Raw genomic sequence first — 26,195 nt, forward strand, 5'->3', positions numbered from 1 at the left:
CTATTAACTTGTAGGAGGGGAACAATCATGGCATCAGCCGATATCATCATCGTGGGCGGCGGTCTGGCCGGCCTGATGGCTACCATTAAGGCCGCTGAATCCGGCGCGCATGTACATCTATTCTCACTGGTCCCTGTCAAAAGATCACATTCCGTCTGCGCTCAAGGCGGCATCAATGGCGCCGTGAATACCAAGGGCGAGGGCGACTCGCCCTGGGAGCATTTCGACGATACCGTCTACGGCGGCGACTTCCTGGCCAACCAGCCTCCGGTGAAGGCCATGTGCGAAGCGGCACCGGGCATTATTCACCTGATGGACCGGATGGGCGTAATGTTCAACCGTACCCCAGAGGGGCTGCTCGACTTCCGCCGGTTCGGCGGAACGAAGCGCCACCGCACAGCCTTTGCCGGGGCGACTACCGGTCAGCAGCTGCTCTATGCACTGGATGAGCAGGTGCGCCGCTGGGAAGCGGAAGGCCTGGTGACCAAGAGCGAGAACTGGGAATTCCTCTCGGTGATTCTGGATGACGAGCGGGTCTGCCGCGGCATCAGTGCCCAGAATCTCAAGACGATGGAGATTGAGACCTTCCCGGCGGACGCGGTCATTCTGGCCAGCGGCGGTCCGGGGATTATTTTCGGCAAAACCACGAATTCGGTCATCAACACAGGAACCGCCGCAAGCGCCGTGTATCAACAGGGTGTGCATTATGCGAACGGGGAATTCATTCAGATTCACCCGACGGCGATTCCCGGCGATGACAAGCTGCGGCTGATGTCGGAATCGGCGCGCGGTGAAGGCGGACGGATCTGGACCTATAAGGACGGTAAACCGTGGTACTTCCTTGAAGAGAAATATCCTTCGTACGGTAACCTGGTGCCGCGCGATATTGCTACCCGTGAGATTTTCAATGTGTGTGTGGATCAGGGACTGGGCATTAACGGCGAGAACATGGTCTACCTGGATCTGTCGCATAAGGACCCGAAGGAGCTTGACGTCAAGCTGGGCGGCATTATTGAGATCTACGAGAAGTTCATGGGGGATGATCCCCGCAAGATTCCGATGAAAATCTTCCCGGCTGTGCATTATTCGATGGGCGGCATGTGGGTCGACTATAATCAAATGACGAATATTCCCGGCTTGTTCGCGGCAGGGGAATGTGAATATCAATACCACGGGGCCAACCGTCTGGGCGCGAATTCCCTGGTCTCTGCCATTTATGGCGGGATGGTCTCTGGTCCGAAGGCTGTGGAATACATCAAGGGCCTTAAGAAATCAGTGCAGGATATCTCCTCGACAGTGTTCGATAGCTTCCACAAGACGCAGACCGATAAATATGAGTCTCTCCTGGGGATGACTGGTACAGAGAATGCTTACGTGATCCATAAGGAGCTTGGCGAATGGATGACGGCGAACATGACCGTGGTGCGTGAGAACAAGAAGCTGGAAGCGACCATCGGCAAAATCAAAGAACTGAAGGAACGCTACAAGAATATCAATATGAGCGACACTTCGCGCTGGAGCAACCAGGGCGTGGCCTTCACCCGCCAGCTGTGGAACATGCTGGAGCTATCGGAGGCGATGACGCTTGGAGCCCTCCTGCGCAATGAGAGCCGGGGCGCACATTACAAGCCGGAATTCCCGACGCGCAATGATGAGGAATTCCTCAAGACCACCAAAGCCGCTTGGACAGCAGACGGTCCGCAGATCTCCTACGAGGAAGTCGATGTATCGCTAATTCCTCCGCGCGTACGGGATTACTCGAAGGACTGACAGGTTAGACTAACCAAACTTTCTAGGAGGTAACTGACATGGCGGAAACAGCAGCAGCTCCCAAAAATGTGAAATTTATTATTACCCGCCAGGATGAACCGGAGACCAGCCCCTATACGGAGGAGTTCGAGCTTGCCTACCGTCCGGGGATGAACGTGATCAGCGCGCTGATGGAGATTCAGCGTAATCCGGTGAACGCGAAAGGCGATAATACAGTTCCTGTATGCTGGGAATCCAACTGTCTGGAGGAGGTCTGCGGCGCCTGCTCCATGGTCATCAACGGCAAACCCCGTCAGGCCTGCGCAGCGCTCATCGACAATCTGGAGCAGCCGGTGCGCATTGAGCCGATGAAGACCTTCCCGGTCGTCCGCGACCTGGTGATTGACCGCAGCCGGATGTTCAATGCCCTGAAGCGGGTCAAGGCCTGGATTCCGATTGACGGCACGTATGATCTCGGTCCGGGACCGCGCATGCCGGAGAAGAAGCGCCAGTGGGCCTATGAGCTGTCCAAATGCATGACCTGCGGCGTCTGCCTGGAAGCCTGCCCGAATGTCAACGAGAAGACCGATTTCATCGGGCCGGCAGCCATCTCGCAGGTGCGGCTGTTCAACGCTCACCCGACAGGTGAGATGAACGCTGAAGAGCGCCTGGATGCGCTCATGGAAGACGGCGGGATCGACGGCTGCGGCAACTCGCAGAACTGTGTGCGGGCCTGCCCGAAGGGCATTCCGCTCACGACCTCCATTGCCGAGATCAACAAGCAGACGACGAAGCATATGTTCAAGCGCTGGCTGGGTGTCTGAGGCAATGTAGCCCATTTCTCTATAATCAGAATTGTAGCAGGCCATTCAGGTATCAATCCTGGGTGGCCTGTTTGGCTGCGCACGGCTGAACAAGAGGTACGAATGTGTTTCTGGGTAGCTGCAAAAAGGGTACATGTGTAGACAGCCTGTAATGAAGAGCCTGAAACTGCATAGAATAGCCATACGTCCGCAGGTTCCGATAAATATAGGTGAATATGTTATAATCTACATAGCTGAAGATAACCGTCTGACAGCGGATAACGGGGAGGAATGACTGTGATTTGCCGTGAACAGGATGGAACGCTTGTAATGACGAAGCAGCATGAGCACGGTCTGCTGGCTGGAGAATTTGCTAAGTGGTTCAAGGAAGAGCATACGCCCGCGGAAGGCCGCCGGGCTGAGGTACTGTGGGCAGTAAGTAACCATGACCGGGGCTGGATTGATCTGGATGAGACACCGTTCTGGAATGATGCGGAGGGGCTGCCTTACAGCTTCCTCGATTTCCCGGTTGTGCCGAAGCTGACCTTTTATAGACGGGGAATCGATGAGGTGGAAGCGGAGACGCCATACGGGGCGCTGCTGTGCAGCTCGCATTTTGAACGGCTGATTGAGGTGTCGGGTGAGGAATGCCCGGAGCTGACGCAATATCTGGAGGATGAAGCGGACCGACGTGCCCGTATCCACCGGGCGCTGGAGCAGAGCAAGCCGCTTGAAGAAGGCGAGCTGTATTATGACGCCAGACTGCTGCAATTCTGCGATGATCTGTCGCTGTTCCTGGCGCTTAGTAGGCCGGGCAGCGCCGAATCCGAGAAGCACCCCTGGTTCGCAGACGGCTTCTCCGGCAGTGAGGAGTTCAGCTTCACCTCCGGCCGTGCCATTGAGGCGGAGTGGCAGGACAGTGCTACGCTGACCCTGACTCCGTTCCCGTTCACACAGGAGGTTGAAGTGAGCTTCAAGCAGCGGCGGGTCAGCCGCAAGGACATTCAGGCCAAGGGTATTGCCCTCGCCTACCGCGAGGCTCCTGAGGAAGAATGCCGGATCAGAGTCATAAGCGGACCGGAGGAAGATTCGCGGGTGAAGTCCGGAGCCGGTCAGCGCACTAAGGGGTAGTGTAAGTCCGGGGCAAGCCGCTGCTCTGCGAGTATCGGCAGGATCGGATAAGGACCTTCCCGGCGGGAAGCCGGGAGCATAGAACAGGAGCGTAAAAGCCATGGCATGGTGGATCTGGGCTTTTAATATCATTGTCATTGTATTCCTGGTAGTGAGGTTTGCCCGGTTGAAGCTGAACTGGATGGGCAGAGGCGTGTTGCTCGCTCCTATTCTGATCTATGCGCTGATCTCGGTGGAGGATCTGCTGAACCTGATCGATCTGGGGACGATTGTGCCCGGCAACCGGGGACTGCGCGGACTGATTCTGTTTTTTGTCCTGGCTTCAGTCCTGTTTTATATTCTGTTTATTTTCCATGAAATCAGGGATTCCAACAGTAAGGAAGTCAGAATGCAGCAGACGCTGGTCCGGATCAGCATTGCTGCCTTCACCTGCATTCTTTTTTTTACAGTCGTATATACATCGATATATAAGCTGTTTGGACAGTCCTCGTTCCAGGGAGAAGGCTTGGGTCAGGATCTGCTTAGCCAGTTGATTACGTTCCTCTATTTCAGCGTGGCTACTTTTACGACCGTCGGTTACGGAGATATAGCTCCCATAGACAATACCTCAAGGCTGGTTGTAGTTATGCAGATCTGCTTCAGCTTCATTACGGTCGCCTATGCGCTGTCCATGCTGGGCTTATTCCGCAAGATTCTTGGGGTAAATACCACGGAGGAAGAGATTGAGGCGGCCATTGAAGTAGATATTGATGACAAAGTGGATGAAGCCGTAGCGGATCGGCAATAACCCGATTAGAATTCAAGACAGAGAGGAGAATCTCCCTATGAAAAAATCGTTCGGAGGCTCTCCCGAGCGTACAGTTCCTGCTGCTGCGGATGGCGCGGGAACAGGCCCCCCGAAGCCGGAAGGCCGAAGCGGCCGCAAAATGACCCGCCGCCAGTTCCTGGCCCGGGGGGCAGGAGCGGTGGTAGGGGCGGGTCTCCTCGCCGGCGGCTATGCCTGGCAGGGGGAGCCGAACTGGTTAGAGGTGACCCGCCGGGAGCTGCCGCTTGCGGAGCTGCCGTCCGCGTTCGCCGGGACCCGGCTGGTCCATTTCAGCGATGTGCATCTGGGCTTCAACAAGGATGCGAAGGATCTGGCCCGGCTGACGAAGCATATCAAGGAAGAGCAGCCGGATCTGATCTGCTTCACCGGAGATATCGTAGACAGCTATGCCGAGGATCTGACCGACTCAGTCCCCCTGCTGGCAGAGCTACAGGCTCCGCTTGGGAAGTATGCTATCCTCGGGAATCATGATTACAAGAATACGGAGCTGCTGACCCGTCTGCTGACGGAGGCCGGATTCCGCGTCCTGCGGAACGAGTCTTATCTGATCAAGCAAGGCGGAGCGACGATTGCCGTAGCAGGACTGGATGACATGCTGCACGGCAAGCCGGACCCGGAGGCAGCCATCCGGGATATTCCGGACGGCATCTTCACGGTGCTGCTGATGCATGAGCCGGATTACGCCGATGTGGCGGAAGAGTACCCGTTTCACCTTCAGCTCTCGGGGCATAGCCACGGCGGTCAGATTCGCCTGCCGCTGGTCGGCGCGCCGTTCACGCCCTACGGATCTCAGAAATACATAGACGGCTTGTATTATACAGAGAATAAGGCCATGCCAGTGTATGTGAACAGGGGTTTCGGCGAGACATTGATGCCGCTGCGCTTCCTGTGCCGCCCGGAGCTTACCGTGCTGACTCTGCGCCGGGGGTAGCCGGACTGCAGCAAGAGAGGGACGCCATAGGCGGGAGAAGAAGAGGGAGAAGTTCATGAGCACTTATGAGATGATCATGGGGATGTCACTGCAAGGTTCTAAGGTAGAACTGAAGAATATGGCGTCCGGCGACGGAGCGCTGCTGAAGTCGCTGCTCTCCCACCCTGAGGTGCAGCCGCATATTCAGCTGCGCCATGGATCGACTTCCCGGCAGGGTGTGCTGGATAAGCTGGTGAACCGGATGCTGCACGGCTATGATCCCGGCGCGCTGCATGCAGGAATCTATATGTTAGGCCAGCTGGAGCTGATCGGTTCAGTCTCCCTGCAGAACTGGAACCGGCAGGAGGGCCAGGCGGTGCTGGGCTATATGCTGAATCCGTTATGGTGGGGTCGCGGGTATGCAACCGAGGCACTGGGATTGCTGCTGGCCTACGGTTTCAGGGAACTCGGCCTGAGGAAGGTCGAGGGGCGCTGCCGGGGGGATAATTACCGGTCCGCTCAGGTCATGCTGAGGAACGGCCTGACCCTGGAGCGGACCCTGCCGATGGCGGACGGCTCGGGCGACGTAATGAAAGTCTTCACATTGTTACACAATTGAAATAATGCCGTTATCAAACTCTAACAGTCAGCGGTTAAACTAAGTACATGACCCCCTTTTGAAAATATAACTGCTGTTGGGACCCGATGATTCGGGTCCATTTTTTTTGGGCGTGTGCGGGGCTGGGCTCCCGATTAGAGGGATAAATCCCTTGGGATCGGCCGGAAGTTGGCTAAATGGCTGAATGAGGGGCATTAGTGCCCCTGAATTCGCAGATAGTTGGCTGGAATGCTGAATGAGGGGCATTAGTGCCCCTGAATTCGCAGATAGTCGGCTGGAATGCTGAATGAGGGGCATTAGTGCCCCTGAATTCGTAGATAGTTGGCTAAATGGCTGAATGGGGAGCATAGTTCTCCTGAATAAGTAACCTCTGCCCTTACGTATAAACATTGTGTGCTGGCAGTCTCCGAGGGGATTGAGCTATGATAGTGTAGAGGGTACATGGACAAGTATAGATGGGGGAGGAAATGAACCTTTGAATGATGTGATTAGATTACTTATGAACCACCGTTCATTCCGTAACTACAGCGGGCAGGCGGTAGAGCCTTGGAAGCTGAAGACGATTATTGAGGCAGCCCAGGCGGCACCGTCGTGGGTGAATGGCCAGCAAGTATCGATGATTGCGGTACGCAGCGAGGAACGCAGGCAGCAGCTGTCGGCGCTGAGCGGTAACCAGAAGCATGTGGCGGAAGCACCGGTATTCCTGGTGTTCTGCATGGACTTTCACCGGGCCAAGCTTGCGGCAGAGCTGGAAGGCCAGCCGTTCGAAACGGCTGCGGATATAGATGCGCTGCTCGTTGGGGCTACGGATGTCGGCATTGCACTATCGAACGCAGTAGCTGCTGCCGAGTCGCTCGGGCTGGGGATTATCCCGATTGGGGGCGTACGCCGTAACACGGCAGGGGTAATTGAACTTTTGCAGCTGCCAGAGTATGTATTCCCGGTGGTCGGACTCTGCATCGGCTATCCGGCGGGAGAACAGCCGAAGGGTTCACGCCTGCCTATAGCAGCTGTGTATCATGAAGAGGTCTATAACCCGGATCAGCAACACTTGATCGAAGAATATAATGAGACTCACCGGGAGCTGCTCAAGTCCCAGGGGCTGACGGAGCGGAGCTGGACCAGCATGATTGCCCGCTTCTACGCTCTGAATCCGCAGTATGGGGACTCGCAGCGTACGCTGAAGCAGCAGGGCTTCACCTGTGAGAATCTGAATAAGGAATAAACACAGTATTAGGTGTACAGCGCAAAAAAGCACCACAGCAGCAGGCAGCGTGACGGGGAGTGTCCCGCTACGCTGCCTGTTTGCGCGGTGCTGGTTGTACGCGGAGAATTCCCGCCCACTTACTGCCTACAACGCGACCTTAACCTTCTCGCGCCGCTTGTAATAGACCCAGTATTCGAATCCAATCTCCTTCAGCCGCGCAGCCACCTGATTACGCTGGTCGGCAACACGGGAGGGGAGATGGGCATCGGAGCCGAAGCTGACCTTCACGCCGAAGTGCAGGGCCCGCTCCAGAATCTCATCGGAAGGGTACCAGCCGCCGCACAGCTTGGTGCCGCCGGAGGTGTTGATCTCGATGGCCGGGCCGCATTCGCCGATTACGCGCAAGGCTTCGTCAATCTCCTTGGGGGCAGCGATCTCGGAGAACGGCGGATAGTTCCCCTTCATGGCATCGATATGGCCGAGAATCTGGAAGATGCCGCTGCGTGCGGATTCGGCAATCAGCCGGTAGTACTCGCTTTTGGAGGCAAGCCTCTGCGCGGGGTCAAGCCCCTTCCAGCGGCCCTGGTTGAAGATACTGACCTCCTCAACATGATGCACGGAGCCGATTATATAATCGAACGGGTATGCGGAGTAGGTCTTGCGGTACAGCTCCGCATGCTCCGGGAAAAAGTCGGATTCCATACCGAGCAGGACATCAATGCGGCCTTCGTATTCTTTTTGCAGCGACAATACTTCCTCTACATAGTGGACCAGCTCGGACTTGGCCATAGCAATGCGCGGAAAGGCCTGCTCGGACGGGCTTCCGAAGTAAGGCGAATGATCGGAAATACCGATGACATCCAGCCCCGCCGCTATTGCGGCTTCAATATAATCCCGGATCGTGCCGTCAGCATGGCCGCAGCGGAAATGATGGGTATGCAGGTCGAACTTCATAATCGGAACATCTCCTTAGGCCAATATGGCGAAATAGGGTGCAGGTTACTCTGAGCCGATGAACTGGGTCTCGGGCATTCCCTTAAGGTCGCTCAGGAACTGTCTCATCGCAGAGTTGACATACTTGCCCGACTTGGTAATGACACCTACAGGATGGGTAACCTCAAGCTCGATGATCGGGACGATCCGCAGGGTTCCGCTTCTGACCTCGGCAGTGACAGACTGCTTGGAGATGACCGCCGCTCCCAGATCAAGCTCGACCATCCGCTTCACTTCCTCACTGCTGGTCAGCTCCATAATCACCAGCGGCTGAATACCGTGCCTCGCCAGTACCTCATCGACAAATTTCCGGCCGACCGTATCCGGTGAGAGCAGGATGAGCGGGATGGTGCCCAGTGCCTCGATCCCGGCTGTTTTGACCTGGGCCAGCGGATGGCGGGGCGAAACCACCAGTTCAAAAGTATCATAATACAGGACCGAGGTCGTCATTCCCGGATTGCGGCCGATCAGATAGCCGATGCCGACATCCACAATCCCGTTCTCGACTTGCTGGTAGATCTGGGAGGAGGACATGGATGAGATCGAGGTTTTGATATGAGGGAACTGATCCTGGAAGTAGGAGAGCACCCGGGGGAGAATCTGGATGGCGATAGAGGTGGTCGTACCGAGAATAATATGCCCTTGGGGATTCTCTTCGAGATCGGCAAGGCGCTGCTTAAGCTCATCTACGATTCCGACAATCTGTTCCGCGTGGGCGAGGAAGACCTTGCCCCTGTCCGTCAGCGTCACCGGCTGGTTCCGGTCAACAAGCTGCGTTTTGAACTCTTCCTCCAGGCTTTTGATCTGGGCCGAGACCGCCGGCTGCGTCAGGTTGAGCAGCTCTCCCGCCTTGCGGAAGCTCATGGTTTTGGAGATGGTGATCAATGTTTCGAGCTGGCTGATATTCATGGACTGTCCCCCTTATGGCTACCGGATGGTGCCGCCGTATATTTGTACAAACAGGGAAAGCCGCAGCTTTCCGGAGGGCGTATGCGCACATGCCGGCTTCCAGAATTAGAGTCTGCAAGCCGCGGATTCTGACAAAGCAGATAGGTACAAGGGTCGCTGTGAGTGCTGCACTCGGAGGGTGTGACGCCGCAGATCTTACGTTTATTGATTAAATTATAGGAGATTCCTCCCGGGAGGGCAATGTTGCGCTCCAAACTATCTTCAGAAATCATTCGACAAGACCATTAATTTTTGGTGAATAATGCCGATATATGAAGTATAATAAATTTTATTGCTTAGGACTTTTGGTATATGACTAAAGACTGGTCGAGGGGGACAGCACTTTCATGAAAGCAGAAGTAATCAATCCGTTTTTAGAGTCTGCGCGCATTGTAATTGAACAGGTGATCCAAGTCTCGCCGTCCACCGGTATGCTGGGGATTAAGGATATTGAACTGATCGATAATCATATATGGATTCAAGTGGGAATGACAGGTCAGCTCAGCGGGAATATTATCTTCGGGATTGCCGAACCGGTAGCACTTAAGATGGTGTCGGCCATGATGGGCGGTTATGTGATAACAGAGATGGATGAGATGGGCCAGAGCGCCATTTCTGAGCTGGGTAATATGATCAGCGGCAATGCCAGTACTATTCTCTCCAATCAAGGGGTATCGGTAGACATTACCCCGCCGAAGCTGATGAAGTCCGAGGGTATGTCCATCCTGCCGCGCAAAGCATTGAGTATTCCTCTTCTGATGGAAGGCATCGGGGAGCTTGATATTCAGGTTATGATCTCTTAGGCAAATAATCGGGAGTTGAACCTATTCCATGGCAGTACAAGGCAAGATTGTGGTGATTACAGGAGCTTCCAGCGGGATTGGAGCGCTTACGGCACAGATGCTCAGCGAGCGTGGGGCGGTTCCCGTTCTGCTGGCCAGGTCCAGGGACAAGCTGCAGGCTGTTGCGGCGGGCATTCAGGGGGAGCATGGGCTGTTCGTCTGTGATGTGACCGATGAAACGGCAGTTAAGCATACCTTTGCGGAGATCCTGGAGCAATACGGCAGAATTGACATTCTGCTCAATAATGCCGGTTACGGCAAGTTTGCGGCTTTTACAGAGATGGAGTCTGAAGAGTTCGCCGACATGATGGATGTTAACTATATGGGAATTGTGCGCTGCACCAAGGCTGTCGTTCCTCATATGCTTACACGCGGCAGCGGTCAGATCGTGAATGTGGCTTCCATGGCCGGCAAAATCGGAACCGCACGCTCAGTGTCCTACACGGCCACCAAGCATGCCGTTCTCGGCTTCACCAATGCGCTCCGCCAGGAGCTTCGCAAGAGCGGTATTATTGTCTCGGCTGTGAACCCTGGACCTATCGCCACCGAATTCTTCAAGACCGCCGACCCTTCAGGAAATTATGAACGAAGCGTAAGCCGGATCATGATGACGCCGCAGCATGTGTCCGCGAAGATCGTCAAGCTGATGGACAAGGGCAAAGAGGAAGTGGATCTGCCCGGTCTGGCGGGCTTCGGCATCCGGCTCTATGGCCTGTTCCCGCGGCTGGCAGACAAGCTGACCTATAACCTGATGAACAGAAAATGACCAGAGAAGTATAGGTCATAGTTACCGTCTGTGGCGTGAACGGCTTGTCCCCCTTTGGTATACAGGATGGTATGACCGTGTTAAATACGGCCCCAACTTAGATTTTATGGCCTTCCATTTGGTGGAGAGGCCTTTTTGGCATATAATGAACATATTATCTTAAGTGAAAAGGATGAAACCCTATTATGAATAAAGCTTCTTTTGCGGCTATCGGCATCCAGGAAGACCTTGCTGCCCGATTGTCTGAATTCGGCATCACCGAACCATCCCCTGTACAGGAGCAGACGATTCCGCTTCTGCTGGAAGGAAGAGATGTTCTGGCCGCATCCCAGACAGGAACAGGCAAGACACTGGCTTATCTGCTGCCGCTGCTGCAAGGGATTAACCCGGACTCGAAATCGGTGCAAAAGCTGGTGCTGGCCCCAACCCAGGAGCTGGCGATGCAAATTCTCCGTGAAGCGGAGCGCTACGGGGCACACCGGGGCATCCGGGCCATGGGACTGATCGGCGGGGCGGCGATCAAGCGCCAGATTGACAAGCTGCGGGAGCATCCGCATCTGGTGGTAGGCACCCCGGGACGCATACGTGAGCTGATCGGGCTGCGCAAGCTCAAGATGCACGAGGTGAGCACGATTATTCTCGATGAGGCAGATCAGATGTTCCAGCTTAGCGGTGCAGGCGAAGTGACGAAGATCGTCAGCAGTGCGCTGCGTACGCGGCAGCTGGTCATGCTGTCAGCCACCATTGGACCGGAGACCCGTCTGCTGGCGAACCGGGAAATGAAGAATCCGGCGGAGGTGGGCATTGATCCGGAGATGATGACCGCAGCGAGCCTGGAGCATCACTATGTGGTGTGCGAGGAGCGGAACAAGATCGATATGCTGCGCCGGGTCATCCGCCACTACAAGCCGGAGCGGGCGATTGTGTTCGTGAACGCTACAGACGATATCGCAGAGGTGACCGCGAAGCTGAACCATCTGGGGCTTCCGGCTGCTGCGCTCTATGGAGATGCGGACAAGGTGACGCGCGCAAACGTGCTGACCCGCTTCCGGGACGGCAAGCTCAAGGTGCTGGTCGCCAGTGACGTAGCGGCACGGGGCCTGGACATTGAGAATCTGACGCTTGTCGTCAGCTTCGATCCGGCCTTTGACTCTGAGCACTATGTCCACCGTGCCGGACGGACCGGGCGCATGGGCAAACGCGGCTTATCCGTAACGATCGTTACGGAGCAGCAGACGTTCATCATGCGCAAATTCGCCCGCGAGCTGGATATCCAGCTGGACGAGCGGGCCATGGCCTTCGGCAAGGCGCTGGCGGAAGGCGAGCGCAGTGATTTAGGCGGCGGGGGCGGGAACGCCCGCCGCGAAAGCGTTGCCCCGCGCGGCGGCATTGCAGCGCGCACCGGCAAGCCGCAGGTGCGGACCTCGGCGGCTGGAACAGCAGCCGGAGGGACGGGCGGCGACGCGCCGGCAGGCCAGCCGGGCGCAGCGGCTGGCGGCAGTGGCGTTACGGCGCGGCGCGAGCAGCACCGGCCGGGAGTGAGCGCCGGCACGCGCAGCGCGGCGGGGCCCGGGGGCAAGGCCCGCAGCCAGGCGGAGCGGGATAAGAACCGCAAGAATAAGGGAGCCCCGAAATGGCTCAAGAACAAAACCCCGAGAGGTGACGGTCAATGAATACAGCTTCCGTATTGGAAATTACGGGCCTCAGCGGAGGCTACAGCCTGAACAAGCCGGTGCTGCATGACATCGGCCTGCAGGTGCAGCCCGGTGAGATGGTTGGGTTAATCGGACTGAACGGTGCGGGCAAAAGCACCACCATGAAGCATATCCTGGGGCTGATGTCCCCGCATAAGGGTGAGATTACGGTACAAGGGAAGACGCGCAGCAGCGATCCCGAGAGCTACCACAGTGCGTTGTCCTTCGTGCCGGAGTCCCCTCTGCTCTATGAGGAAATGACGGTTCGTGAGCATGTGGAATTCACTGCCAGAGCGTATGGTGTGGAACGCAGTGATTATGAATCACGCACCAGCCAGCTGGCTGCACTCTTCAATATGGAGGACAAGATGGATACCTTGTCCTCCCATCTGTCCAAAGGTATGAAGCAGAAGGTGATGATTATGTGCGCGTTCGTAGCGCGCCCGGCCCTGTATGTCATCGACGAGCCGTTCCTCGGCCTTGACCCGCTGGGTATCCGCTCCCTGCTGGATTTCATGCTGGACCTGAAGAAGTCCGGAGCTTCAATTCTGCTCAGCTCGCATATCCTCTCCACGATCGAGAACTATTGTGACCGGTTCATTGTGCTGCACGGCGGTAAGGTGATCGCGGAGGGAACCCTCGCCGAGATGACCGCGAAGGCCGGGCGGCAGGGCTTGAATTTGGAGCAGCTGTTCTACGAGCTGGTTCAAGGAGGGAAATGATATGGATTTGAAGGAGCTGCGCCGGCAGCGGCGCAGCCGGTTCACAGGCAGCCTGATTCCTTATGTCGGATATATCATTCAGAGCGGGGTAGCCATGGTATTCCTGCTGGTATTGATTATGTTCTCCGCTTGGTATACAGCGCTGCTGCGCGATATTCCGCCTGGCGTACCGATCCGCTGGATTATGTTCGTCCTGCTGGTGCCTGCGGCGGTGCACAGCAGCTTCCGGACGTATCTGCAGACCCCGGATACGATCTTCCTGCTGCCGCAGGGCCACCGGATGAGAGAGTATTTCGCCCCGTCCTGGGTCAGCGGCAATGTGTGGAAGATTCTGCGCCTGGCCTTTATCCTCATTACATTATGGCCGCTGTACATACGCACCGAGGAGTCACCCCGGGGGCTGCTGGCTACCCTGCTGGTGCTCATTCTGGTCAAGCTGTTATCCAGCTACGGGTTATGGCGGGAGACGGCGATGCTCTCCCGCCCCGCTGCGGCTGGCTATAACCTGCTGCGCTGGGCGGTCGGCGGTCTAATGGTCGGGGCATGGCTATGGCAGCCGTCCATGCGCGCCCTGATCTTCATCCTGATTCTGGCCGCAGCCTATGCGGCCGCGCTGGCCGTTCCCGGACGGCATGCTGTTCCGTGGGAACGCCTGATCACCATGGAGAAGAACCAGGGGACCCGGGCGCTGATGGTCCTCAGCTGGTTCGTCGATGTTCCGGGACGCGAGCAGCGGGTCTATGCCCGCCGTTATCTGTCACGTTGGGGCAGCGGCCTGAGTTGGCAGCGGGATTCAGCCTACCGGTTCCTCTTGACCAAAAGCTTCGCCCGGGGTGACGTCTTCGGCATCGTCCTGCGGATGGCTGTGCTGGATCTGTTCCTGGTGTGGATGATGAAGGACAGCTATCTCGGCAGCGGCATCTATGTATTCTTCCTCTTCCTGATGGGCATTCAGCTGACGGCGCTGCGCAAGCTGCACAGCGAATCGTTCTGGCTGACCGTCTACCCGCTGCCGGAGGGCAGCAAGGGCAAGGGAACGATCCAGTTTGTATTCCGGGCCCATCTGGTCCTGGCGCTGCTGACCGGATTGCCGCTCCTGCTTCAGTTAGGGCAGCGCCCGCTGGAAGTGCTGGCGACCTTCGCCTGCGGATTCCTGCTGGCGTATCTGTTCAAGGCCAACTCCACCCGCAAGGAAGCGCGTATGGATGAAGACGACCTGTAGAACAGATTGCAGCAGCCGACAAGGCGTACCCGCAAGCGGGTGTGCTTATCACAAATGGCCTCAGACTCTCGCGGATGCGGAGTCTGGGGCCATTTTTAGAAGATAAGAATGTATAAAAGGGAATTCCCTCTTCATATCAGGTGGAGCAGGGAATGCTATAACACGTGGATCGGAGAGAGCACGCAGCTCCCTCCAGGGGACTCACTCCCTGTTAGACAAAGAGTGAACGGCTGATGATGACCAGCAGGATAAAGAGAACCAGGATCGCTCCAGTGCTTGTGAACCCGCCGCCGTATCCGTATCCGCCTCTAACTTCTTCGCTCATGTTCATTCCCCTTTCGCGTGTGAGTTGTTGTACTTGAGTACATCGTATTGTATGTGCGGAGGGCAGAACGTGTATAGGCCAATGCCGTAGCACCGGACAAAAAAATCAGCCCCGGCCTTCCGGGGCTGACGCAGGTATGCACAGGCGGATGATCAGGCCTTCTCCAAATCACGGATGCCCGCATAGACCAGATCGAACAGATCTTCCAGCTGATCCTCCTCGATACAGGAAAAGGCAATGCGCAGGTCGCTCTCGCCAAGGGCGATGGTGCCCAGGCCGTAGGTGTGAATCAGGTGAAGCCGCAGATCCTCCGCAGAGACAGTAAAGAGCTTCAGGCACATGAAGTAACCGGAGTTGAACGGATAATACGTCCATACATCATCGCCGTATTTACCGCTGTCCAGCAGTGCCTTCACTTTGTTGGCCCGGCCTTTCATGATGAGGAATTTCTCTTCCTTCTGGGCTGAGAATTCCGGCGCCTTCAGCGCGTCCAGCACGAAGGTCTGCGACGGATGCGCGCCGCTGGAGATGGTGGCCCGGATAATGCCCAGGGTTTTTTGTTCCAGCGCAGCCAGCAGCTCCTTGTTCTCCGAAGCGTAGGTGATGAAGCCGACGCGGAAGCCCCAGACGAATTCTTCTTTGGTGGCTCCGTCAATCTTGACCGCCAGCACGCGCGGATGCAGATTCGCCAGCTTGCCGAACAGGGATTCCTTGAGTGAATCCTCGAAAAAAAGTCCGAAATAAGCGTCATCGCTGACCACTACCACATTAACGCCTTCTTCGGCAGCACGCAGGATAGCGGCAACAATGGCCTCGCCTTCTGCAAGGCCTGGCGTATATCCGGTTGGATTATTCGGGAAGTTAAGGAGGACGATGGCTTTGCCGCGGTCCTTCTGGGCCAGCAGGGCATCCAGCAGCCCTTCGCTGTTGAAGCTCATGTCCTCCGTGAAGAGCGGGTAATTCACGGTTTCAGTCTGGCGGCGGATGCCGAAGGTCAGCTCGTAATTCTCCCAGTTTTTGTCCGGATAAATGACGGCATCCCCTTGCTCTGCGAACAGATCGGCAACGATGCTAAGCCCGTGGGTCAGCGCATTCGTGACGATTGGATTACTGAAGGACTTGCCTTCAAGCGACGGATTCTCCCGCAGCATCTTCTCCCGCCAGACAGAGCGAAGCTCAGGCTTGCCTGCTGGAGGTGCATAGCTGTACAGGTCCTTGGGGCTGAAGGCGGAGAGCTTATCCTGGATTACGCCAAGGTGCATCGGCAACCCGTTCTCGGTAGCAATGCCGATGGTGGCGTTATACTTTTTAGCATGAGCCGTTGCCTCTGCGGATTGGCTCAGAATCCCCTCTTTGGGAAAATAAATCGCTTTACCGAGACCAGAGAGCATATTGTACACATGTTCATTGCCTGCCTTGATGCTGTCATTCAATTGTCCAGCCAGTGGATTCATCAGTTTCATCCTTCCGGTATTCTTCTGGGATATATACGCTAACATTGCCTAACATTATAACACCGTGGATTGCCCCCGTCACTTAGGAATGCTGCGTTTTCATAAATAGTTTTGGAAACGAAGCGGCGTCCCGTCCCCATGCGCAGCCCAGAAGATGTACAAATGGGAACCGGACAAGGTATTATGAAAAGTAAGCTTACGCTATATCTATAGGAGGGAATCATATGCTGCATGCATCGCCATCCTCTTTTGTAATCCTCCCGGCTCTGGCGAAGATTGTCTGTGAACCGGGCTGGAAGTGGCAAAAAAGAGAGAAGCCGCTGCAAAATTACGATTTATTCTACGTCTGGAGCGGGGAGGGGACTGTTGTGCGCGGAGGAGTGCCCTATCAGGTAGGGAAGGGAAGCTGCTTCCTGTTCCGCCCGGGGGATTATACCAGCGCCACACATAATCCGCAAAAGCCGCTTGTGCTTACATATATTCATTTCGATGTTGCCGAAGAGGTGACCGAGGTGCCGGCGTTCTACCACGAGCTAAGTGAGACGGTGGAATTCGAGCATCTGCTGGCCCGTTATGTCCGGCTGTTCCTGGTGCAGACCTACGCTGCGGAGGAGGAGGGCCGTCTGATTCTGAAGCAGCTCATGATTCATCTGCTGCGGCAGGATCAGGCAAGGCCGGTCGAGCGCCATGTCAGCAACCAGCTGGCGGAGGTGATCCACGAGGTCGCCAACTATGTCAGCCAGCATCCCGGGGCGGCGCACCGGGTAGAGGATCTGGCCGCCCGTGCAGGGCTGTCCCCGCGTTATTTCTCGATCAAGTTCAAGGAGATCACCGGCTCCTCGGTCCAGTCCTATGTGATTCGCGCACGGATCGAACGGGCTCAGCATCTGCTGCTGTATGCGGGCATGAACGTCACGGAGGTGGCGGATGCGCTCGGCTACCGGGACATCTTCTTTTTCAGCCGCCAGTTCAAACAGCATACCGGGAAGAGCCCATCGGAGATTCGCTGAAGCGGCGGGATGTATCGTGCTGAGTGTGTTATAGGTACTTCGGGTGCTAGATGTGCCATGCGTGCCATGTGTGCTATGTGTGCCATGTGTGCCATGCGTGTGTGCCATGTGTGCCATGTGTGCTGTGCGTGCCATCCGTGCTATGCGGACCGTGAGGACCTTAATTTGCGAAAAAGGCACTTATTCTGCCCGCTGCGGACTCAGGGGCCGTTATTATGCAGATTGGGGCCGAAATGTAGGCGTATGGGCTAACTTAAGAGCATCTGAGTCCGCTTGCCCTGCGTGATCTGGCAGAATAGCTGAAATAGCGGCCCCCCAGTCCGCAAGGCAGGCCTGAAGTTGAAGCGGACACTGCGCTGTGACAAAATAAAGGGAAGCACAGCAAAATATACACGGGAGAAGGAGAATACTTATGTACGAAATAGTCCTGATACGGCATGGAGAGAGTGAATACAACCGGCAGAATCTGTTTACGGGCTGGAGTGATCCTGATCTGACGGAGAAGGGTGTTGAAGAGGCGAAGAAGGCGGGCAAGCTGCTGAAGGATGCCGGATATACCTTCGATCTGGCATTCGCCTCGGTGCTGAAGCGTTCGATCAAGACGCTGAACTATATCCTGGATGAGATGGATCTCCTGTGGATTCCGGTGCAGAAATCCTGGAAGCTCAATGAGCGCCATTACGGTGCATTGCAGGGCCTCAGCAAAAGTGAAACCGCCCTTCAATACGGTGAGGAGCAGCTCCATATCTGGCGGCGCAGCCTCTCGGTCCGCCCTCCGATGCTGAAGCCGGATGATCCGCGTTATGCCAGACATGATATCCGCTACAAGGAAGTGCGTCCGGGTGACATCCCGCGCGGCGAGAGCCTGGAGGATACCGTGCACCGGGTTGGAGATTTCTGGACCAACCGGATTGTGCCGCTCATCCGCAAGAAGGAGCGGGTTCTGATCTCGGCGCACGGCAACACGCTGCGGGCCCTGATCAAGTATATGGAGGATATCGACGAGACCGCGCTGCTGGATCTCAATATCCCGACCGGCGTTCCGCTGGTCTACAAGCTCGACGACGATGTGAAGCCGATCAGCCGCTTCTACCTCGGTGAACCGGAAGAGGTGCAGCAGAAAGCCCGCGAGGTGGCGAATCAGAGTAAGGTTACGGAGTAACCGGAGCGGCGCTGTGCCCAGCTTAGCATTGATTATGTGCTCGTGATGAATATTCCTGTTGCCAGTGAGCTGGAGGATGGAAGCAGTATGCGTGATCTGATTAGAGCGTTATTCACCTGTGTGATATGGACAGCCTACTTCCGGAAATCGGAGCGCGTAAGATACACCTTTATCCGGTAAAAAAGCCTGGCGAACGCAACCTATGCGCTAATCCGGAAGCTTCATTTAGAGTTCAAAAAAACCCGTCCAAGGTACACAAATTCGTGTCCTTAGGCGGGTTTTGTGCTGTGCGGAAAGTGTAATCCTGTCCTATTATCAGTTGTGACGTTCGTGCAGGATCAGGTCCGGCAGAACTAGACCGGCCGCCGCATCTCTCCCAGCAGCTCGCCCATCTTCACCTTCGTATCCGGGGCCAGCCCGGGGCGCGGGGTGAAGGTGCCGCTCTCCATCAGCAGGACTACCGTGGAACCGAATTCGAAATATGCCAGGTCGTCGCCGCGCTGCCATTCTCTGGCTGCCTCATCGGTGTAGCGGATACTGCTCACATTCATTGCGCCTACCTTGACCACGGCGGTCTCGCCATAGCTGCCGGCTATATAAGTAATCAGCCGTTCGTTACGGCTCAGGACACTCTTCATATGGCGCATGCCGAAATCATTCACGGGGTAAGCCCGTCCGCGGATATAATCGCTCTCCCTCAGCTGTCCGGTTAACGGGGAGTGAATCCGGTGATAATCGGTAGGGCTTAAGTAGAGAACGAAATAATAGCCTTTCTTGTACAGTTCGAGGTGTGGCGAGTGATTAAGCAAATCCTCCAGCGTATAATCCTGCCCCTTCACATTCATTATCGTGCCGCAGTTGATTTCGCCCATTGCCGTAATCATCGCATCTACAGGACTGGCTACGGCATGCTCACCGCTGGCCACCGGGCGCATTCCCGGCTTCAGGCGGCGGCTGAAGAATTCATTCAGTGTACGGTATTCTCCGGCAGCCTTCTCCGCCTCGGCGGCAGGAATCTGATAGGAACGAATAAATACCGGAATCATAAGGCGGCTGAGTCTGCTGTGGGATAAAGCCCCCATCAACCTGGAAAGCCATCTGTGCGAGGATAGCTCGGTCATCAGCCGCAGCAATTGTTTAACCATGCCCATCTCCCTTCCATCATGCAGCAGTGTTATCCTGTGCCAAGGGACTCCACCCGCTCTGCATTATATTGACATAGAATAGGAGACAAATCAATAAGAGTTCATTCTTAATGCTTCTTCGTACAGATATCTGGCATAGCCCATAGGCTGGCGGTAGCTGTCTTTCCATACCCCGCGCAGTCCGGCCTTCTGGAAGCCGTAACGCTGGTCGCGCCCGTTGCATTCAATGAAATACAGCTGTCCGTGCTTCGTGACACCGATGTCCAGACCGATATCGGCCAGCCCCGGCAGACTCTTCTCCAGCTCACGGGCGAGGGCGAGACTGAGTGAGAGGACGGACATACGGATTCTGGCTGCCTCTTCTCCAGGGAATGCCTGCTCCAGGGCAAAAGAGGATTTCAGGGCTTCGCCTCCTCTGGCAATGTTCGATACAAAGCCGCCTGGAGCGGCGAGCTTGGCGAACAGGCCGGTGACCTGCCACGCTCCGCCCCAGCCCCGCTGTACCGTAACACGCAGGTCAAAGGGGCGTCCGTTAATCTCTGCCAGCGGAATCCGTTCCTGGACCAGATAGGGCACAGAAGAGAGCCGGGCGCGGAGGACACGGGGAAGGGCGTCCGGGTTAACGGATCTGCTAACCTTGCGTCTTGAGCCAGAGAGAGAGTAGCTCCAGAGCCAGCGCCCTTCGCCGCTGCGGGTGAGCCGCATCACGCCGTTACCCACGCTGCCCCGGCAAGGCTTGAGGATCAGATCCGGGTAGCGGTTCATCATCTCCCTCAGGCCGGAGAGTCCGCTTGCAGTGACCGGCAGATAAGCTTGCAGTTCGCGGCTGCGCTCCAGCAGGCCGTGAATCTGATCCTTGCCGTAGCGGTTGCAGCTGTTATAGACCTGAATTCCTTGCCGGAGCAGGCGCTCGACTCCAGTGCTGCGGGGATCATAGATTGCCCGGTTGTGGATGACCTCCGGCGTAGGGACGATTTGTCTGCGGTAGCCTTGCAGACCTTTCTTCATATAGACACTGCTGAAGCCGGACGCTACGTCGATGTCGGACAGCTTCACAAAGCAAGGGGTTAATCCGTATGCAGCGGCGGCCTCTTCATAGTTGGCCAGAGATTCCTGTCCGGTTTTTAACCGGGGAACGCCCCCGTGCATAGCGGCATTTAGCAGTATCCCAACGAGCTTTTGCCCCATGTTCGTTCCTCCTGTTATCTTGAAGTACTTCCCGGCTGTTTTTATGTCTCCTGTCATTGTATGTATGTACGTGCCCGTAAGGGTTGGACGGATGCGCGGCGGCAGATGCCCTTTTTTGAAAGGAGAAGATTGGATTACCGGCTAGGGGAAGGGTGTCATCCGCCCATGCTGCTGCATATGATGCCTAGAAGATACAATAGATGGAAGGAGGAGACTGCTTGTGAAGAGTCCCAAACGAAAACAGCAGCGCAGTTCCAAAAGACCGCTCTATTACGTGGATAATCCCGATACGACTGAACTTAGCATGTTGGACAGCAGTCCCAAAACACAAAAAAACCAGGAACTGGAATGGGTGGAAGTGGCAGAGGGGGAAGACCTTGCCCTGCAGGTGAGCGGGGTGGAGATGCTGGAAGTGACCGCGCCGCTCCAGCAGACTGTGCCTGCACCGGAGGGGAATCAGGGAACGGTGACGGAAGAGGAGCGCCAGCAGGAAGGCCCTGCTGCCCTGCTAGAAGCGGAGGTAACAGCTCCACCGGAAAAAGAACGCCTGCAGCCCGTATACACCGATGATCTGTCCGATGGCGCCGTCACCGGTGCCAAGATTGCTCCACGGACCATTGACGGGTCCAGGCTAAAGCATGGCATCATCGGCACACCCTGGCTGCAGGACTATGCAGTGCAGAGCATCAACCTTGCGGACCGGGCGGTTACCTCCTCGAAGATAGCGCCGGAGTCCGTTACCGGTGAGCATCTGGCGGAGAGCAGTGTCAGCGGGGGCAAGCTGCTGGATCACTCCATCGGCGGCGAGAAGCTGAAGGATGGCAGCGTCGGTCCGGAGAAGCTGGCAGACCGGATGATCAGCGGAGGACATATTGCCGATGGTGCCATCAGCAGCCGGCATCTCAGTGAGTTCATTATCACAGCGGAGCTGCTGGATGATGGGGCAGTGACTGGTGAGAAGATTCTCAGCAGCAGTATTGACAGCCGCCATCTCAGTAACGGCAGTATTGACCGCTCTAAGCTGGCTGACGAAGCGGTGTCCGCCGACAAAATTGCCGATGGCGAGATCAGCGGTGTCAAGCTGGGTGATGCAGTGATCGAGAGCCGTCATGTGGGGGAAGGCGTCATTACCGCGAGGCATCTGGCCCCGGGTGCCATTGGACGGGAACAGCTGGCGGCGCGCCTGATCGGCAAGGACCAGCTTCAGCCCGGTATTATTGAGAGCGGGCATCTCGCAGATGGGGCAACCGGGTCCCGGCAGATCGCGGCGAAAGCTATCCGCAGCCAGCACATTAACCCGGAGAGCATCCATGCCGACCATATTGCCGAAGGTGAAGTTGGCAGCCGTCATCTGGCGGACCGCAGCATTTCTTTTGTGAAGCTGGCGGACGGCGCGGTAGGAACTGCACAGCTGATAGAGCAGGCGGTCACCTCTTCCAAAATTGCGGATCAGAGCATTCTCGCCCATAAGCTGGCTGACGAAGCCGTGATGACGCGCCATATTGCGAAATCTGCCGTGCGCAGTGCGCAGATTGCCGCGCAGGCTGTCACTTCGGCTCATCTGCAGCGCGAAGCCGTGGATAATTCTCATCTGGCTGCAGAATCTGTAGGCTCTACCCAGCTGCAGGAGCATTCCGTCCTGACCGGCCATCTGGCCAAAGGGGCAGTTACGGAAGAACAACTGGGGTATGAATCCGTTACAGGAGAGCATATTAGCCCCCAGAGTATTACCGCAGCCAAGCTGGCGGACGGCAGCATCATTACCGCCAAGCTGGCCATGGGCGCGGTCGGGAGTACGATTCTGGCAAAAGAAGCGGTCAGCGGTGAGCATATTGCGGTCTGCGCCGTGGAGGAGAAGCACCTGGCGGATGGCAGCATCAGCGGGCGGGTGCTGCAGGAGGAGGCTGTAGACGCCAGTCATCTGGCATCCGGCGCCATCGAACGCCGGCATCTGGGAGACAGCAGTGTGACTTCATCCGCGCTGCAATCCGGTTCGGTAACGGCAGATAAGCTGTCCTCCGGTGCCGTCAAGGAGGCCCATCTCACTGCTGCGATTGTACAGCCACATCATTTGGCCGACTATGCCGTCACTTCGCTGAAGCTATCGCCGGAGAGTGTCTCAACGGATAAACTCGGTGATCTGGCCGTCACTTCAATTAAGCTGGCGGACGGCAGTGTAAGCGCGGAGAAGCTGGCATCCTCAGCAGTGCAGACTGAGCATCTGTCGGCAGGCGCGGTCGGCCCGGATTCGCTTAAGGATACGTCTGTGCAAGGCAGACATTTGGCGGCTGGCAGCGTGGGCGGAGCACATATCCGGCCGATGTCGATCGGCAACGGACATCTTATTCCAAGCTCTGTCTCATCGATCCAGATTCAGGATGGCAGCATCAGCGGCACCAAGCTGGCCGAGGGGGCGGTAGCTTCCCGTCATCTCACTCCTGGCAGTGTAGGCGGAAGCGAGCTGGCTGAGGCCTCAGTGGAAGGGCGGCATCTCGCGGATGGTGGCATTAGCCTGGCGCATCTGGCAGATGAGGTCCGCAGTGCAGACCTGCTGCCCGACGGAAGCATTGGCGCAGAGAAGCTGGCAGCGGGTGCTGTAGAGTCGGTTCACTTGGCTGAAGCGAGTGTTCAGGCCGTTCATTTGGCGCAGGCAGCGGTGGAAGCCCGGCATATCGGTGCCGGAGAGATTACGCTGGCCCATCTGGCCAAAGAGACACGCAGCGCGGATCTTCTGCCGGATGGCAGCATCGCAGGCAGCAAGCTGGGGGCAGGTGTGGTAGGGGCCTTCCATTTGGCTGCAGGCAGTGTGTATGGCGGCCACCTGGCTGCGGATGCAGTAAGCAGCCGGCATATACGCGCCGGCAGCATTCAGCTCAGTCATCTGGCTTCCGATACGCGGGGCGCGGACCTGCTGCCGGATGGCTGCATAGGCGGAAGTAAGCTGGCTGAAGGCGCAGTGGATTCGCAGCATCTCCAGCCGCAGAGTGTGGACGCAGAGCATCTTGCTGGCGGAGTAATTCAGGAGCGTCATCTCGGGGCGGGAATTATCCGCCTGACGCATTTGGCTGAGGAAACGAGGAGTGCGGAGCTGCTGCCGGATGGCAGTATAGGTGGAAGCAAGCTGGCTGAAGGCGCAGTGGATTCGCAGCATCTCCAGCCGCAGAGCGTGGACGCAGAGCATCTTGCAGACAGAGTAATTCAGGAGCGTCATTTGGGCTCAGGGATTATCCGGCTGGCGCATCTGGCTGAGGAGACGAAGAGTGCGGACCTGCTGCCGGATGGCAGTATAGGTGGAAGCAAGCTGGCCGAAGGCGCAGTGGATTCGCAGCATCTTCAGCCGCAGAGCGTGGACGCAGAGCATCTTGCCGGTAGAGCTATCCAGGAGCATCACTTGGGCTCAGGAATTATCCGGCTGGCGCATCTCGCGGAGGAAACCAGAAGTGCAGAGCTGCTGCCGGATGGCAGTATAGGTGGAAGCAAGCTGGTTGAAGGCGCAGTGGGTTCGCAGCATCTCCAGCCGCAGAGCGTGAACGCAGAACATCTTGCAGGCGGAGTAATCCGGGATCGCCATTTGGGGCCGGGAATTATCCGGCTGGCGCATCTCGCGGAGGAAACTAGAAGTGCGGAGCTGCTGCCGGATGGCAGTATTAGTGGAAGCAAGCTGGCCGCGGGTTCTGTGGGCTCTATCCATTTGGCTTCCGGCAGCATCTACGGAGGTCACCTGGCGCCTGAAGCCGTGGATAGCTGTCATATCCGTCCCGGCAGCATCGGCCTGGAGCATCTGGCCCAGGATGCCCGGACCTCCGAGCTTTTGCAGGATGACAGTATTACAGGGGGGAAGATTGCTCCTCACAGCATTGGAACCAGGCATCTGGCGGAAGGGGCAGTGGGAAGCTCAGAGCTTCAGGATGAGGCGGTGGATGGTTCCAAAATCTCTTCCTTTGCCATTCAGTCCCGGCATCTGGAAGAAGACAGCGTGCAGAGCTACCACATTGTTCAGAATGCGGTGAGCGGGGATCATCTGGCGCCTGATTCAGTGGATAGCAGCCATCTCCGCGCGGGCAGCATCCAGCGTGAGCATCTGGCCGAGAATACGCTGACCTCCGAGCTGCTGGGTGAGGGCAGCATAGACGGCAGTAAGCTGGCGCCAGGAGCGGTGGGCTCTAATCATCTGGCTCCGGGCAGTATCTACGGAGGCCATCTGGCTCCCGGAATCGTTGACGGACGCCATATCCGTCCTGGTAGTATAGGCCTCGAGCATCTGGCCGGGGATGCGCTGACCTCCGAGCTGCTCCCGGACCATAGTGTTACCGGAGCAAAGCTTGCGCTTCACAGCGTCGGCACCGGGAATTTGGCTGAAGGTGCGGTAGGCAGCACTGAGCTGCAGGATGAGGCGGTGAAGGCTGCCAAAATCGCTTCCTTTGCCGTCCAGTCCCGGCATCTGGAAGAAGACAGCATCCAGAGTCATCATATTGCTCAGGGTGTAGTGAACGGAGATCATCTGGCGCCTGATTCAGTGGATAGCAGCCATCTCCGCACGGGCAGCATCCGGCGTGAGCATCTGGCCGAGAACACGCTGACCTCCGAGCTGCTGGGTGAGGGCAGCATAGACAGCAGCAAGCTGGCGCCAGGAGCGGTGGGGCCTAATCATCTGGCTCCGGGCAGCATTTACGGCGGCCATCTGGCTCCCGGAATCGTTGACGGACGCCATATCCGTCCTGGTAGTATAGGCCTTGAGCATCTGGCCGGGGATGCGCTGACCTCCGAGCTGCTCCCGGACCATAGTGTGAACGGAGCGAAGCTTGCGATTCACAGCGTCGGCACCGGCCATCTGGCTGAAGGTGCGGTAGGCAGCACTGAACTGCAGGATGAGGCGGTGAAGGCTGCCAAAATCGCTCCCTTTGCCGTCCAGTCCCGGCATCTGGAAGAAGACAGTATCCAGAGCCATCATATTGCTCAGGGTGCAGTGAACGGGGATCATCTGGCGCCCGGATCAGTCAATGCGGAGCATCTGTCCTTCCATCCGGTGCAGAGTGTCGGGAACCGCGAGGTTTTGCAGCAGTTCGGGATGACGGCGTTCATGTTCAATGGTGAGGCGGAGAGTGTGGAGGTGACGGTTTCTTTTGACGAGAGCTTCGGCCATACCGGCTATGTGCTGGTTGCCATGGCTAACCAGCCGTACTTCCATGCCTCGCTTAAGAACAGAACGGGCGGAGGAGCGACGATTGAGGTGGTACGGCTGCGCGAGACCCAGCATTTCTATGGCGTGCTGTCGTGGATTGCGCTCGGCACTCCGCTGGTCAAACCTGCTGTGGAGCATCGTGCTTTTGATTGATTGAGGGCAGAATAGATTGTACATGAGGCGCAGCCGTGGGTTGCGCCTTTTGTGCATGATTACGCCAGCATTTATAGGCTTCACGCTATTCATTTCTGCTAATTGTACAAGCAGGGAGGCCGGGAGAAGTGTTGTAGCTGCTTT

Annotated in this window: 22 protein-coding genes; 16 read left to right on the forward strand and 6 right to left on the reverse strand. The window is 56.8% G+C overall.

Annotation, left to right across the window (positions count from 1 at the left end; all coding sequences use genetic code 11):
* Positions 1 to 27 precede the first annotated feature (27 nt).
* The 7 genes from sdhA (at position 28) to J2Z70_RS19380 (ending at position 7,263) form a co-directional block, all read left to right on the forward strand.
* A complete protein-coding gene (gene sdhA / locus J2Z70_RS19350) occupies positions 28 to 1,770 on the forward strand; it encodes a succinate dehydrogenase flavoprotein subunit (RefSeq protein ID WP_209875955.1) in 1,743 nt (580 codons plus the stop codon).
* Between the two features lie 38 nt (positions 1,771 to 1,808).
* A complete protein-coding gene (gene sdhB, locus J2Z70_RS19355; RefSeq protein WP_036701591.1) occupies positions 1,809 to 2,573 on the forward strand; it encodes a succinate dehydrogenase iron-sulfur subunit in 765 nt (254 codons plus the stop codon).
* A gap of 276 nt (positions 2,574 to 2,849) precedes the next feature.
* Complete coding sequence (locus J2Z70_RS19360; RefSeq protein WP_051478154.1) at positions 2,850 to 3,683, forward strand: DUF3891 family protein; 834 nt, start codon at positions 2,850 to 2,852, stop codon at positions 3,681 to 3,683.
* Between the two features lie 100 nt (positions 3,684 to 3,783).
* Positions 3,784 to 4,470: an ion channel gene (locus tag J2Z70_RS19365; RefSeq protein ID WP_051478155.1), complete on the forward strand. Its 687-nt coding sequence runs from the start codon at positions 3,784 to 3,786 to the stop codon at positions 4,468 to 4,470.
* A 37-nt stretch (positions 4,471 to 4,507) separates the two neighbouring features.
* On the forward strand, positions 4,508 to 5,440 hold the full coding sequence (locus J2Z70_RS19370; protein WP_209875957.1) for a metallophosphoesterase: 933 nt from the start codon (positions 4,508 to 4,510) through the stop codon (positions 5,438 to 5,440).
* A gap of 55 nt (positions 5,441 to 5,495) precedes the next feature.
* Positions 5,496 to 6,038: a GNAT family N-acetyltransferase gene (locus J2Z70_RS19375; RefSeq protein WP_209875959.1), complete on the forward strand. Its 543-nt coding sequence runs from the start codon at positions 5,496 to 5,498 to the stop codon at positions 6,036 to 6,038.
* Positions 6,039 to 6,537: 499 nt separating this feature from the next.
* Entirely contained in the window at positions 6,538 to 7,263 is a 726-nt protein-coding gene (locus tag J2Z70_RS19380) for an NADPH-dependent oxidoreductase (protein ID WP_245368359.1), read from the forward strand.
* A gap of 126 nt (positions 7,264 to 7,389) precedes the next feature.
* Here J2Z70_RS19380 and J2Z70_RS19385 read toward each other — a convergent pair whose 3' ends face one another.
* Positions 7,390 to 8,199, reverse strand: coding sequence for a histidinol-phosphatase (locus tag J2Z70_RS19385; protein ID WP_209875963.1), 810 nt, complete (start codon positions 8,197 to 8,199; stop codon positions 7,390 to 7,392).
* A gap of 45 nt (positions 8,200 to 8,244) precedes the next feature.
* Positions 8,245 to 9,147, reverse strand: coding sequence for a LysR family transcriptional regulator (locus J2Z70_RS19390; protein ID WP_036701586.1), 903 nt, complete (start codon positions 9,145 to 9,147; stop codon positions 8,245 to 8,247).
* Between the two features lie 386 nt (positions 9,148 to 9,533).
* Between J2Z70_RS19390 and J2Z70_RS19395 the strand changes: the two genes are divergently transcribed.
* From J2Z70_RS19395 to J2Z70_RS19415, 5 genes are all read left to right on the forward strand, one after another.
* Positions 9,534 to 9,989, forward strand: a complete 456-nt coding sequence (locus J2Z70_RS19395; protein ID WP_036727095.1) for a chemotaxis protein CheX — start codon at positions 9,534 to 9,536, stop codon at positions 9,987 to 9,989.
* Positions 9,990 to 10,017: 28 nt separating this feature from the next.
* Positions 10,018 to 10,794: an SDR family NAD(P)-dependent oxidoreductase gene (locus tag J2Z70_RS19400; protein WP_209875965.1), complete on the forward strand. Its 777-nt coding sequence runs from the start codon at positions 10,018 to 10,020 to the stop codon at positions 10,792 to 10,794.
* 185 nt (positions 10,795 to 10,979) lie between these two features.
* A complete protein-coding gene (locus J2Z70_RS19405) occupies positions 10,980 to 12,467 on the forward strand; it encodes a DEAD/DEAH box helicase (protein ID WP_209875967.1) in 1,488 nt (495 codons plus the stop codon).
* Positions 12,464 to 13,210, forward strand: coding sequence for an ABC transporter ATP-binding protein (locus J2Z70_RS19410; protein ID WP_209875969.1), 747 nt, complete (start codon positions 12,464 to 12,466; stop codon positions 13,208 to 13,210). Before J2Z70_RS19405 ends, J2Z70_RS19410 begins: the two co-directional genes overlap by 4 nt.
* Before the next feature lies 1 nt (position 13,211).
* Positions 13,212 to 14,432: an ABC transporter permease gene (locus J2Z70_RS19415; protein WP_209875978.1), complete on the forward strand. Its 1,221-nt coding sequence runs from the start codon at positions 13,212 to 13,214 to the stop codon at positions 14,430 to 14,432.
* Positions 14,433 to 14,643: 211 nt separating this feature from the next.
* Here J2Z70_RS19415 and J2Z70_RS19420 read toward each other — a convergent pair whose 3' ends face one another.
* A complete protein-coding gene (locus J2Z70_RS19420) occupies positions 14,644 to 14,757 on the reverse strand; it encodes a YjcZ family sporulation protein (RefSeq protein WP_209875980.1) in 114 nt (37 codons plus the stop codon).
* A 152-nt stretch (positions 14,758 to 14,909) separates the two neighbouring features.
* Positions 14,910 to 16,211 (reverse strand): aminotransferase class I/II-fold pyridoxal phosphate-dependent enzyme, encoded by a 1,302-nt coding sequence (locus J2Z70_RS19425; RefSeq protein WP_209875982.1) that lies wholly within the window; start codon positions 16,209 to 16,211, stop codon positions 14,910 to 14,912.
* Positions 16,212 to 16,435: 224 nt separating this feature from the next.
* Here J2Z70_RS19425 and J2Z70_RS19430 point away from each other — a divergent pair, with 224 nt between their 5' ends.
* From J2Z70_RS19430 to J2Z70_RS19440, 3 genes are all read left to right on the forward strand, one after another.
* Positions 16,436 to 17,221, forward strand: coding sequence for a helix-turn-helix domain-containing protein (locus J2Z70_RS19430; protein WP_036727103.1), 786 nt, complete (start codon positions 16,436 to 16,438; stop codon positions 17,219 to 17,221).
* Positions 17,222 to 17,633: 412 nt separating this feature from the next.
* The gene (gene gpmA / locus J2Z70_RS19435) at positions 17,634 to 18,383 is read left to right on the forward strand and encodes a 2,3-diphosphoglycerate-dependent phosphoglycerate mutase (RefSeq protein WP_209875984.1); all 750 of its coding nucleotides are present in this window, start codon (positions 17,634 to 17,636) and stop codon (positions 18,381 to 18,383) included.
* A 36-nt stretch (positions 18,384 to 18,419) separates the two neighbouring features.
* Positions 18,420 to 18,563 carry a DUF2569 family protein gene (locus tag J2Z70_RS19440; protein ID WP_342593033.1) on the forward strand — a complete coding sequence of 48 codons (144 nt, stop codon included), beginning with the start codon at positions 18,420 to 18,422 and terminating at the stop codon, positions 18,561 to 18,563.
* 173 nt (positions 18,564 to 18,736) lie between these two features.
* Here J2Z70_RS19440 and asd read toward each other — a convergent pair whose 3' ends face one another.
* Positions 18,737 to 19,528: an archaetidylserine decarboxylase gene (gene asd, locus J2Z70_RS19445; RefSeq protein ID WP_036727108.1), complete on the reverse strand. Its 792-nt coding sequence runs from the start codon at positions 19,526 to 19,528 to the stop codon at positions 18,737 to 18,739.
* Between the two features lie 90 nt (positions 19,529 to 19,618).
* Positions 19,619 to 20,716, reverse strand: coding sequence for a YheC/YheD family endospore coat-associated protein (locus J2Z70_RS19450; RefSeq protein ID WP_209875988.1), 1,098 nt, complete (start codon positions 20,714 to 20,716; stop codon positions 19,619 to 19,621).
* Between the two features lie 220 nt (positions 20,717 to 20,936).
* Between J2Z70_RS19450 and J2Z70_RS33905 the strand changes: the two genes are divergently transcribed.
* Positions 20,937 to 26,051 carry a WIAG-tail domain gene (locus J2Z70_RS33905; protein ID WP_209875990.1) on the forward strand — a complete coding sequence of 1,705 codons (5,115 nt, stop codon included), beginning with the start codon at positions 20,937 to 20,939 and terminating at the stop codon, positions 26,049 to 26,051.
* The last annotated feature ends 144 nt before the right edge of the window (positions 26,052 to 26,195 follow it).

This window comes from Paenibacillus silagei (assembly GCF_017874735.1).
In the GTDB taxonomy this organism is placed as follows: Bacteria; Bacillota; Bacilli; order Paenibacillales; family Paenibacillaceae; genus Paenibacillus_AQ; species Paenibacillus_AQ silagei.